This is a genomic window from Aneurinibacillus sp. UBA3580 (assembly GCF_002375825.1).
GTDB classification, from domain to species: domain Bacteria; phylum Bacillota; class Bacilli; order Aneurinibacillales; family Aneurinibacillaceae; genus Aneurinibacillus; species Aneurinibacillus danicus.
On record NZ_DFMZ01000024.1, the window covers coordinates 71,975 to 83,938 of the forward strand.

Annotated in this window: 11 protein-coding genes; 7 read left to right on the forward strand and 4 right to left on the reverse strand. The window is 42.7% G+C overall.

Going from position 1 to position 11,964, the window contains the following annotated elements; genetic code table 11:
* Positions 1-886 (reverse strand): NAD(P)/FAD-dependent oxidoreductase (locus B2899_RS04100; protein ID WP_286884224.1); only part of this gene is annotated, 886 nt, incomplete at its 3' end.
* Positions 887-1,065: 179 nt separating this feature from the next.
* Here B2899_RS04100 and B2899_RS04105 point away from each other — a divergent pair.
* The 3 genes from B2899_RS04105 to B2899_RS04115 all read left to right on the forward strand — a co-directional run bounded on the left by B2899_RS04105 (position 1,066) and on the right by B2899_RS04115 (position 4,344).
* The gene (locus tag B2899_RS04105) at positions 1,066-2,535 is read left to right on the forward strand and encodes an FMN-binding glutamate synthase family protein (RefSeq protein WP_146810947.1); all 1,470 of its coding nucleotides are present in this window, start codon (positions 1,066-1,068) and stop codon (positions 2,533-2,535) included.
* Between the two features lie 202 nt (positions 2,536-2,737).
* Positions 2,738-2,917, forward strand: a complete 180-nt coding sequence (locus tag B2899_RS04110; RefSeq protein WP_286884226.1) for a hypothetical protein — start codon at positions 2,738-2,740, stop codon at positions 2,915-2,917.
* Positions 2,914-4,344, forward strand: a complete 1,431-nt coding sequence (locus B2899_RS04115) for an amidase (protein WP_286884228.1) — start codon at positions 2,914-2,916, stop codon at positions 4,342-4,344. The genes B2899_RS04110 and B2899_RS04115 overlap by 4 nt, the downstream gene beginning before the upstream one ends.
* An 80-nt stretch (positions 4,345-4,424) precedes the next feature.
* Here B2899_RS04115 and B2899_RS04120 read toward each other — a convergent pair whose 3' ends face one another.
* The 3 genes from B2899_RS04120 to B2899_RS04130 form a co-directional block, all read right to left on the reverse strand.
* On the reverse strand, positions 4,425-4,565 hold the full coding sequence (locus B2899_RS04120) for a hypothetical protein (RefSeq protein ID WP_286884230.1): 141 nt from the start codon (positions 4,563-4,565) through the stop codon (positions 4,425-4,427).
* Between the two features lie 68 nt (positions 4,566-4,633).
* Positions 4,634-6,214, reverse strand: a complete 1,581-nt coding sequence (locus tag B2899_RS04125) for a class I adenylate-forming enzyme family protein (RefSeq protein WP_286884232.1) — start codon at positions 6,212-6,214, stop codon at positions 4,634-4,636.
* A gap of 24 nt (positions 6,215-6,238) precedes the next feature.
* On the reverse strand, positions 6,239-7,006 hold the full coding sequence (locus B2899_RS04130; protein WP_286884234.1) for an SDR family NAD(P)-dependent oxidoreductase: 768 nt from the start codon (positions 7,004-7,006) through the stop codon (positions 6,239-6,241).
* A 525-nt stretch (positions 7,007-7,531) separates the two neighbouring features.
* Between B2899_RS04130 and B2899_RS04135 the strand changes: the two genes are divergently transcribed.
* The 4 genes from B2899_RS04135 to B2899_RS04150 are packed head-to-tail and all read left to right on the forward strand — an operon-like array spanning position 7,532 to position 11,917.
* The gene (locus B2899_RS04135) at positions 7,532-8,725 is read left to right on the forward strand and encodes an acyl-CoA dehydrogenase family protein (RefSeq protein ID WP_286884235.1); all 1,194 of its coding nucleotides are present in this window, start codon (positions 7,532-7,534) and stop codon (positions 8,723-8,725) included.
* Positions 8,722-9,771 (forward strand): phosphotransferase family protein, encoded by a 1,050-nt coding sequence (locus B2899_RS04140; RefSeq protein WP_286884236.1) that lies wholly within the window; start codon positions 8,722-8,724, stop codon positions 9,769-9,771. The genes B2899_RS04135 and B2899_RS04140 overlap by 4 nt, the downstream gene beginning before the upstream one ends.
* Before the next feature lie 8 nt (positions 9,772-9,779).
* Positions 9,780-10,523, forward strand: a complete 744-nt coding sequence (locus tag B2899_RS04145) for a 2-phosphosulfolactate phosphatase (protein WP_286884237.1) — start codon at positions 9,780-9,782, stop codon at positions 10,521-10,523.
* A 47-nt stretch (positions 10,524-10,570) separates the two neighbouring features.
* A complete protein-coding gene (locus B2899_RS04150; protein WP_146811673.1) occupies positions 10,571-11,917 on the forward strand; it encodes an MFS transporter in 1,347 nt (448 codons plus the stop codon).
* The last annotated feature ends 47 nt before the right edge of the window (positions 11,918-11,964 follow it).

Consider the following 11,964-nt stretch of genomic DNA (forward strand, 5'->3'; position numbering starts at 1 on the left):
CCGCTCTTCCGGATTTATACTCTTTCATTGCATTTGCATCCCCCACAACATAAATATTTTCCCACTGGGTGGATTGGAGACCTTTATTCGTTACAAGCAGACCATTTTCATGATCTAGATCCGGCGAAGCAAAAATGAACTCTGCTCCCTTGTAAGGAGGTAAAATCAAAGAAAAGGAGTAAGGAAGCGATACGCCATTGCTTAACTGCAAGCAGCCCGGTTCTACCTTTGTGATCGACACATCGCTGTAATGAGAAATCTGTTTTTCCTTCATGTGCTTTTCTAAAATCAATGTAACCTTTTTTCCTTTATGATTAAATAATTCTTTTTCATATGTAAAAAAGGTAATGGGACACTGAACATTCCGCTCGTGTAGAAAAGCATGTAATTCGAACAAAAATTCATAAGCCATGCCCTGTGAAGAGTTTTGTTGTGCAACTCCAATCACGATCGGTTGTCCGACTTTTATTTCTCCTACTCGTCTTTTCGTTTGTAATGCAGCGTGCGCATTGTAAACGGATGCTGTATTTCCTTTTAATCCTTCGATTTGTTCCCAAGCCGGAACGGCCCCCGTAGCAATAATTAAGTAATCGTATATAAGCCGGGTCCCATTTTCACAAAGTATCTGTTTTTCCTTTGGTAGAATCGATACGACCCTTTTTTGCATGAACTGGACTCTTACTTTCTGTAATATCTCGTTAAGCGGAAAGGATATTTCTTTGATTTGTCTCTTGTTAAAAGGAACCCAGATCAGGGAAGGACGAAATAAAAAGCAGGGGGCATCACTCAGCAAAACAATTTCATGAGGAGTTGATTGGAGTGCTTTTCCAAGTAACAGAGCAGCATTGAGTCCGCCAAATCCTCCACCCAAAATGACGATTCGCATCAATTATACCTCCGCATACGATTTTGTTACCTAGTATGCAAAGAAACATAATGTCTTATTACAGGTGTTGTGGGTGACTCTAACGTATAAATAAGGAAAAAGAACGAGAAAATAACCCTATATCTAATGTATGTAATCATTTATTTCTGTATAATCTTCACACAAAGAGGTAGTGTACGATGGAAAACGACATATCTTCATTTTGGCTCGGAGCCTTTACTGCATCATTTACGGCAATGATTTGTACAGGAATATTTGCCGTTATTTTTGCGAGACCTTTAATTAAATTGATCATAGGTCGCTTCACAAAACGGTTAATGTCAGAGCGTTACCCCGAAAATATATGGGAAATGGTAACAGCCATGACGAGAATAAACCCGACAATGGTAATCGAAAATAGCCTGCGTGCTGATTCAGGAAAAATTATCGAAAGGCCGTTTGGCAGCCCTCGTAAATTTCTCAACTTTGATGGTCTTATCTTTTCACCCGCTCAACTGGCTGTTCTGCCCACTCATGAAAAGGCTCCTGTCGATATGAAGGTCACAATCGGGCCAAAGGCAAAAAAGCCATTAACTCTCAATATCCCCCTGGTGTCGGCCGCCCTGGGCTATGGAATCGGCGTAAGCGAAAAGATGAAAATAGCCATGGCTAAGGGAACTGCCGCTGTTGGCACAGCCACCAATACGGGAGAAGGAGGTTTTTTGCCTGAAGACAGGGCTAACTCTAAGTATTTAATCCTTCAATATAATTCGGCAACCTGGTCAAAAGAACCCGAAATTCTAAAACAAGCAGATGCAATTGAAATTCATATCGGCCAGGGCGCTACTGCTGGTTCCGCCAGTTTTATTCCTCCTGAGTTTCTAGAAGGCAGGGCGAGAGATGTTTTACAGGTGCCACCGGGTGAAGTTGTAGTCCCTGCCCGCCACCAGGAAATAAATAAACCGCAGGATCTTAAACCTTTGGTAAATAGGCTTCGTAAAGTGACAGAAGGAGTTCCTATTGGAGTTAAGATTTGCGCCAGCGCCACACTGGAAGCCGACTTAGAAGTAGCGATTCAAGGAGATGTTGATTTTATTAGCATTGATGGAGGGCAAGCAGGAACAAAAGGAGGCCCGCCCATCTTAGAAGATGATTTTGGGCTTCCTACGATTTATGCTTTATCCCGAGCTGCAGATTATCTTGAAAAGCAGGGGGTAAAAGACAGGATTAGTCTCTTGATCGGAGGAGGATTTTTTAACCCGGGGGAATGTCTGAAAGCCCTTGCTTTAGGAGCTGATGCGGTATTTATGGGAACTGCCCTCATATGGGCAATGACCCATGTTCAGGTAACGAAGGCCATCCCATGGGAACCGCCCACGCAACTTGTTTTTTACCCCGGTAGTATGGCAGATGAATTCGATGAAGAAGAAGCGGCAAAATACTTAGAGAATTTTTTCACCTCCTGTGTTGAAGAAATGAAGGTTGCCATTCGGGCTCTCGGAAAAAATTCATTGCGTCAAGTAAATAAGGACGATTTGGTTGCCCTGGACGAATGGACAAGTAAAGTCACGAAAGTTCCACTTGCTTATGAACCATACGAGCCTGATACTGTACAACAAAAACATGGCACAAAAGGATTTGAAAAATGGTTTTCCTTTTTTCAAAGATAGCAGCATCGAACGATTAATATGAAATAAAACAAGCAGGCTTATAGAACACAGCAGAGCAACTGACCTGGATTTAACCAGGTCAGTTGCTTTAGCGAAGAAGGGCTAACTTCTCCTTCTGGGTATTTTCCATTTACATTTGATAGAATTTTTATTATATTCTGTATTATAGAACTTGCACTATCAATTAAAGGAGATGAAAAGATTGGAGCAAATGATTCGTACTGTTTTACAGGCGAAAGGTGTTCAGGCCCCTGACGAAGATTATTCTGTTCTTGTAACCCAGTGGCAATCGATTCTTTCTCTACAACAACAAGCGAGCAAAGCGCAGTTGAAGGACTTTGATATCGCCTTATGCCACCGAGTAAAGGAGACAACTAAATGAGACATGAACTCGCATCCCAATCCATCGAAACTCTGGCTCCTCTCCTTCGCGACCGAGAAATCTCCCCTGTTGAAATCACAGAAGCGGTTCTTCACCAAACAGAGCGCTATAACAAGCAAATCAATGCTTACATTCAAATCGATGCAGAGGCTGCCATAGTTGCAGCGAAAAATGCCGAGCAAGAGATCATGAACGGTGACTATCGCGGTCCACTTCACGGCATTCCGATGGCGCTAAAAGATATTTTTTATTTTAAAAATGAAGTCGTCACGATGGGTTCGAAAATTCATAAAGATTTCGTTCCGTCCTATGATGCGACCGTCGTTTCCAGGCTAAAAGAAGCCGGTGTTATTTTTACAGGAAAGCTCAATATGCATGAATACGCCTGGGGGGCTACAACAACGAATCCGCACTTTGGTCCATGCCGCAATCCGTGGGACTTAGAGAAAATTCCCGGTGGATCAAGCGGGGGATCGGGGGCTGCTGTTGCTGCTGACATGACGATCGCGTCTCTCGGTACCGATACAGGCGGATCGATCCGTATTCCTTCTTCGGCATGCGGAATCGTCGGACTTAAACCTACACACGGAAGGGTCAGTAAATACGGCTGCTTCCCCCTGGCCTGGTCGTTAGATCATATTGGACCTATGACTAAAACAGTCAGAGATGCTGCCATCATGTTAGAAGTCATTGCAGGATATGATGATAAAGATCCGACCTGCGCAAACATTCCAGCCGCGTCTTATACGGCTGCATTGACAGAAGATGTAAATGATCTCGTCATCGGCGTCAATGAAAGTTACTTTTTCCATGATGTCGACGCGAATGTAGAAAAACTTGTTCGTCAAGGAATTCAGACGCTAACAGAAATGGGCGCCAAAGTAGTCCCCATCGAAATCCCTTCCCTGGAGTATGCAGCGTTTGCAGAAATGATTACGATTACTTCGGAGGCAAGTGCCATACATCATCAAAATCTAGTTGATCGTTCACAAGATTTCGGGGATGATGTGCGCATTCTTCTTGAATTAGGAGAGCTGGTCTCCGCTGTCGATTACCTGCAGGCACAACAAATTCGTCATCAGCTAAACCTTGATTTTGCAAAAGCATTCCAGCAGGTTGATGTACTGATTACACCCACACTTCCCTTCACTCCTCCGCTTATTGGACAAACCTCTATGCTGCTCAATGGCAAAGAAATTAATTTCTTGGATCACGTCATCCGGTTTACCGGTCCTGAAAACCTTACAGGACTGCCAGCCATCAGCGTTCCGTGCGGATGCAGTGACGGCATGCCTGTAGGATTGCAGATCATTGGAGCTCCATTTAAAGAAGACGTTATCTTACATGCGGCGTATGCGCTTGAACAAGCAGATCTGATGAACGGCCAGAAACCTGATTTAAATAAAGTCAAAAATGCGTCGAGCTAATTCAAACAGTACTCGCGGGCTGTCGAGAAATTCGACAGCCTACTTATTTTTGAGAGCGTATCTTATGATATCGGACATCTTTAATGAGAACTAACGGCAACATCGGCAACTTTAGCCGTTTCGTCCGCCCCCATAATGCGCTCAAGAATTTTCCCGGCGACGGAGGCGAAAGCCGCATGGCTGCGCTGACGGGGACGTGGCAGTGTAATAAGATAATCCATCGCTACTTTGCCCTCTTCAATTAGATAAAAAATAAAAGGAGCAGCATAAGCAGCTCCATCAACAGATATTACATCTCTTTTAGTTTAGCTTTAATTATTTTCCCACCCGGATTTCTGGGCAATTCTGAAATAAACTCTACTACCGCTGGAACTTTATAGTCGGCTAATCTTTCCCGGACAAATTGTTTAATCTCTTCTTCATCAATTTCTGTCTTCTCTTTCGGCACGATAAACGCTTTCACAATTTCACCAAAAATTTTGTCTGGAAAACCAATGACTGCTGCTTCCAAAACTTTTGGATGATTATACAAAATATTTTCAACTTCTACGGAAAAGATTTTCTCTCCCCCACGATTAATCATATCTTTTATACGATCCATAATATATACATATCCGTCTTTATCAATCTTTGCCAGATCACCCGAGTACCAGTAACCATCCACAAATGATCTTCGGTTGGCTTTTTCATTGTCCCAATAGCCCTCAACTACCATCGGCCCTTTAATAAGAAGTTCGCCTACTTCTCCTGCTTCACAGGGTTCTCCATTCTCACTCAGTATTTTCACTTCTGCAACCGGAACAGGCAATCCAACTGAGCGGATTTTTTCCTTCGGATACCCCAGGGGCATAATAGTAGCCGGTGAGGAGGTTTCCGTAGCACCATAAGCATTATGCAGAGAAGCCCCTGGGAATGCCTTTTGCAAACCAGAAATCGTTTCTTCAGACATTGGCGCTCCGCCGTAAGCAATAGTAGTAACCGAGTGATAGGCATATTTAGAAAAGTCAGGATGGGAAAGCACCATCACATAAATCGTTGGAACACTAAATAAAAATGTAATCTTCTCCTCGGAAATCAATCGAATGTACTCCGCAGTCTTATATTTCCTCATAATGACAGAGGTTCCACCTACTTTTATCATGTGAAGAAGCTGTCCTATCAAGCCGGTTACATGAAATAGCGGAATCGCAATGAGCGTTTTTGTCTGATGATTGCTCTTAAGTATAAATTCATAATTCATTACACTATGAATGACACCCAGGTGACTGCCTATCGCGCCTTTTGGCAAACCTGTTGTTCCGGAAGTATACATAATAAACAGCGGATCATCTTCCGATACTTCTATTTGCGGTGGCACTTCTTTTTGCTCTAACATTTCAAAAGGTAAATAGTCTCTTTTGCTTGCTTTTACATCGCCAATTAAGAAAAAGTGTTTAACGTTTTGAATCATCGATTTACTTCTCATGTTTTCCACTGTATCAATGAATTCATCATCTAAAAGCAGGATATCCGCTCCTGAATGAGTAATCATATACGATAGCTCTGTTTCCTGTAGGCGCGTATTCAATGTAACAACAATGGCTCCAATTCTGGCACAGGCAAAAACAAGAAGGACAAATTCAATAGTATTGCCGACGAGTAAAGCAACTCGGTCACCCTTCCGGATACCGTATGAATAATGGAGGTTTCCGGCAATTGATTCTACTCTATCGTATAACTCCCGATAAGTAAGACGCTCATTTTGTGATACTAGCGCTTCCTTATCAGGAAAGGCAGCCTTCGTTTTTTCAAGCATCTCCATTAAGTTTCCGGGTCTGTCTTTAAACACTTTGATTGTTCGATTAAAGTGGTTTTCTGTTACAATTTTCATGTCATTACCACCTGACCTATGGTTTTATCGAGCGGTCCATCCGCCATCTACATTTAACACCTGGCCTGTAACATAGGCTGATGCATCGGAAGCTAAAAAGACAATCGGACCTGCTAAATCTGTAAGCTCACCCACTCTTTTTTGCATTGTATTATTAACAATATTCTGATACCTGACCGAATCACTTAACCATCCATCCGTCATGGGGGTTCTTATATAACCAGGACCAACAGCGTTAACGGTAATGTTATAAGGAGCCAGCTCTTCAGCCCATACCTTCGTAAGCTGATTAATCCCCCCTTTACTAGCTGCATAAGACGTTTGGTAAGGCATACCAATGGTTCCTAGAATAGAAGAGATATTTATAATCCTTCCACTTTTTTGTTGGATCATTTGCTGTGCAACAGCCTGGCCCATGAGGAAAATCCCTTTAAGATTCACATTCAGTACTTGATCCCAGTCGCTTTCTTCGACTTCAATTAATAGTTTTCTAATATTCATCCCCGCATTGTTGATAAGAATATCAATGGAACCGAACTCCTTGACGACAGTTTCTACTACATTTTCTATTTGTTGTTTTTTTGTCACATCACAGGATATATAGGTGGCTTCAAAGCCGGCTTCTCGCAGCTGTTCTTGTGCCATCCGCCCTTCTTCTACTCCACGGCTTGTTATAATAACCTGAGCTCCATACGCCCCTAACGCATGAGCCATACCGAATCCAATTCCTTTGCTACCGCCCGTCACAAGTGCTATCTTTCCTGTTAAATTAAAACTCGGGATTTGCATCATACCCTTCCTTTCTACAGTCAAAATCTTGTCAACTTTCTCTCATTTAATGGTTAAGCAATTGTTATGCCATAAATCCTGGACACAGTAATAAACATATTAATATAAAAAAAGTCTGAAAAAGAAGCTTCATGTCGCTCCTCAGTCCAACGTTATTTGATTCCAGTTGGAATCAAATAATGCCTGACACTAACCTGAACTTGTAACCGCTTTATTTTATGTCTGGTCTTTGTATCTTTTTTTACAAGAGATGACCGGCTAACCCCTGGCACCTTCACTGTTTTCCGTGTGGTTCTATGCTCAGCTAGCTTTTGTTGAATCATTTTTCTTTCTGCACTATTTAAGTAATTCCTTTAATATTAAATATTCTAAATATATGTGTATTTATGAATTGATTATCTTTTTCAATGATTGATTCCTTTTTTCATCGCTTTCCCCTGCTATCCCGGTAAAAACGGCATTATTTTATTGGCATTATTTTTGCTTTAATACATGCTTGAGAATAAAAATCCCTAAGGAGTGAGTGTTGTGTTCGATTTTAGCCCCACACCGGAACAGCAACAGATGATTGATAAGGCTGCTGCATTTATGGATGAGTATGTATATCCAAACGAAAAACATATGGTTCCGCATCGCGGGTTGCCTGATGAAATTTTGAAACCGCTTCAAGAAAAGGTTAAAGATTTAGGTTTATGGGCCGGACACATGCCAGGCGAAGTAGGCGGAATGGGAATGGGATTCGTCTCTTTAGGCTTACTTTCCGAGATTATTGGAAGAAGTCCCATTGCTCCTTATATTTTCGGTTCAATGGCCCCTGATGCCGGAAACTCAGAAATTTTATGGCACGCTGCCACTCTAGAACAAAAAGAAAAATACTTAATGCCATTAGTAAACGGAGAGATTCGCTCCTGTTTTGCAATGACTGAACCAGAAGTATCCGGATCCGATCCTACAATGCTGCAGTCTCGCGCAGAACTTGACGGTGACGAATGGGTAATTAACGCCCATAAATGGTTTACAACCGGTGCCATTGGCGCTTCCTTTTCCATTGTAATGGCGATGACCGATCCGGATGCAGCGCCCCATGAGCGTTTCAGCATGTTTATTGTTGATGCGGACAACCCGGGCTTTGAAATCGTAAGAGAAGTGCCAGTTATGGGAGATCATTTTGCCGGCGGTCATTGTGAAGTACGCTATACAAACTGTCGTGTCCCTAAAGAAAATCTGTTGGGGAAACGTGGAGAAGGCTTTAAGCTGGCTCAATTACGTCTTGGTCCGGGGAGAATCACACATGCTATGCGTTGGATCGGTGTGGCAAAGAGAAGTTTCGACCTTATGATTGAGTATTCCACAAAGAGAACGACACGCGGTAAAACGTTATCGGAATTCCAAACGATTCAAAATTTCATCGCTGACTCTGCTGCCGAAATCGAAGCAGCACGTCTATTAACATTGCATGCTGCTTGGAAAATGGACCAGGGCGATCAGGCCCGTAAAGAAATCTCCATTATCAAATTCTTTGGAGCCAAAGTTCTTCATGATGTTATCGACCGCGCCATCCAGGTTCACGGTGCGCTTGGTATTACGGGGGATACACCGTTAGAAGGATTCTACCGCGAGGCGCGCTCTGCTCGTATTTATGACGGTGCCGATGAAGTACATCGAATGGTTGTTGCTAAGCAAGTACTGAAAGCATTCAAAAAGGAGAGAGTCACTCGATGAATCAAACCAATCTTAGCCGGCGAGACAGGGAAATTAACTGGAAAGCCATTGAGCATTATATTCGCTCTCACATTGAGAATCTTTCTAATGAACCTATGCAGGTCAAACAGTTTTCGGCAGGATATTCGAATTTAACCTATCTGCTTAAAATCGGGGATTGGGAAGCCGTTTTCAGACGGCCTCCCTTTGGCCAAATTCCTCCCAAAGCCCATGATATGAAACGGGAGTTTACCATTCTTCAAAAGATAAACCCGGTGTTTCCGTTAGCGCCAAAACCATATCTTTACTGTGAGGATCCGACTATTTCAGATAAGCATTTTTACATTATGGAAAAGAAGAACGGAATTGTCTTGGATGACACCTTACCTCCCGAACATGTAGGAAACAAGGAGTATGCCCGAATTGTATCCGAAACCGTTGTCAATACACTGGTCTTCTTGCACAATATTGACTATGTAAAAGCGGGTCTTGCTACTATAGGGAAACCTCAGGGCTACCTTGAACGGCAAGTACAGGGCTGGATTAAACGATATCATCATGCAAAAACAGAAGAGATGGCTGTTGTACCTGAAATCGAGCAGTGGCTTATCAAACAACTCCCTGCCTCTCCTGCTCCATCCATCGTTCATAATGATTTCAAGCTTAATAATATGATGATTTCTCCAGATAATCCAAGGGAAGCAGTTGCTGTATTTGATTGGGAAATGTGTACAATAGGCGATCCTTTAACCGATGTGGGCTGCAGTCTCGCTTATTGGACAGAGCCCGGAGAAGGCGAAACCGGTCTTACATCCGTTACCGTTAATCCAGGCTTTATTAAACGCCGCGAGTTTGTACAGCTTTACGCAGAAAAAAGCGGACGTGATCTATCCAACATTGACTATTATTTAACATTTGCTTTTTACAAGATCGGTGTCGTTCTGCAACAAATCTACTATCGCTGGAAAAAAGGGGAAGCGAAAGACGACCGATTCGCCAAACTTGGCGAAGGGATTCATAATCTCATGCATCAAGCGTTACGGGCAAAAAATAAAGAGTTACTATAGAGGACGATATGAGAAAAATACATGTATTAACACGCAAGGAAGATATTAATAGGGAAAAACTGACCGACTGTACAGCTGTTGTTATCGATGCTCTACTTGCGACCTCAACCATTGCGGCTGTTCTTCACCACGGCGCAAAAGAAGTGATTCCTGTCCTAAACGAGCAAGAGGCACTCCTGGCATGCGAAACACTTACAGAAGCAAGCTATGTTTTATGTGGTGAAAAAGGCGGTCACACGTTAGAAGGGTTCCAGAACCCTGATCCGGTCGAACTGTTGAAAAGAGATCTATCGGATAAATCTATTGTTTTGTCCACAACAAACGGAACAGTTGCTGTTCAAAAGTGTTCCGCAGCAAAAAGTGTCTATACTTCCTCTATGTTAAATGGACCAGCGGTAGCAAGCCACATTAAGAAAGAACAGGACACCAGCTCCGTTTTGATCGTTTGCGCCGGCTCTGATAATCGCTTTTCCCTTGAAGATTTTTTAAGTGCCGGCTACTTAATTTCCGAACTTATAAAAGAAAACAACCTGTCATGGAAACTGACAGATTCAGCAAAAGCGGCTTTTCAATTATACGAATCTCAATCTCACAGGATCACTGAGGTATTTAAAGACACAGAAACAGGTTGTCTGCTCGCAGAGCTCGGTTTTAGCAAAGCTGTTACCTATGCCGGCCAATCAGGCATCATACCAATTGTGCCGCGCTGGACAAACAATCGTCTAGTAAATGCAAAACGCGTCAGCTGCTGAGAAGACACGCGCTATTAGTCTACTTAAAATAGAGAGGCGGTAGAAATATGCAACAACTCGCGAAAAAAGCATGGGGATATCGCCATATGGTTCTTGTTACCCTATGGCTGCTTTACATTATTAATTATTTTGATAGGTTAGCCGTACTCACCTTCCTTCCCTTTATCCAGGAGGATTTAAATCTAACACCCGTACAGGTGGGACAGCTTGCTTCTGTTTTCTTTTTCGCATATTCATTAGCACAGGTGACAGCTGGATTTCTTGCGGATAAAATTGGACCGAAAAAAGTTATGAACATCGCTATTATTGTATTCACACTCGTTACTGCTTTAACCGGGATGGTTAAGTCATTCGGCCAGTTTATAGCCCTGCGTATTGGGCTTGGGTTAGGGGAGGGCCATCATTTTGCTCCAGCTCTTCGTACCATTAATAACTGGTTCCCGCTTGCTGAGCGCGGGCGTTCCGTTTCGTTTTTTACCACGTCATGGGCAGTAGCCCCCGCCATTGTCCCTGTTATTATTACGACTGTTTCTTTTTATCTTTTTGGTGGTGAATGGCGACCTGTATTTTATCTTCTCGCGATTCCTGGTTTGATTGGTATATTTATTCTCTGGTACTTCGTTTCAGATACACCGAAACAAATGCTCGACAAAGGACGTTTAAAACAGGAAGAATATAATCATATTACGGCAGAAAGCCAGGAAAGCATTGCGGATGAAGAATCAGGTACTTCTCAGGTAAAAGGTGTAAGCGCATCCATTTTCCTGCGGGATCCCTCTTTTTATCTGTATACACTCCTGCTTTTTTGTCAGCTGGCTGTATATTGGGGAACAACAACCTGGTTAACTACCTTCCTTGTGAAGCAGCATGGATTAAATATCAAGGAAATGGGTCTGTTTGCTTCTGCGCCTTATGTTGTCGCAATCCTCGCAATGTTATTAGGTGGCTGGTTAATGGATAAAGTATTGCATCGAATGAAACCTGTTGGGATTATTGCCTATCTTGGAAGTATCCCTGTTCTCTGGCTGCTCGGTTCACTGGAAAAAGGCCAGACCGGCTTGTTATTAGGTTTGCTGTTACTCGTTGGCTTCTTTGTTAATTTGAATTTTGGCTCCGTTTATGCTTATTTACAGAAACGTTATCCAAAGGAAGTCGTGGGGAGAGCTACAGGAATTTCCAATGGCATAGGCCAGCTTGGTTCATTTGTTTCTCCTTTAGTAGCCGGTTATTTAGTAAAAGTCACGGTGGACGGAGCTCAGGATTTCGGTAACGTCTTTATCTTTTTCGCCCTGGCATCTGCTGTGGCTGCTACTTGCGCACTGCTTTTAAAAGAAGAAAAAGTGGGAGCTTCTCTCTCCTCTTCCACTCAGGAAATAAAAAAGCAGATCTTGTAGAAGCAGTTGAAAAAGAATGAGGGAATGATTTTCACAGAAAACCACCA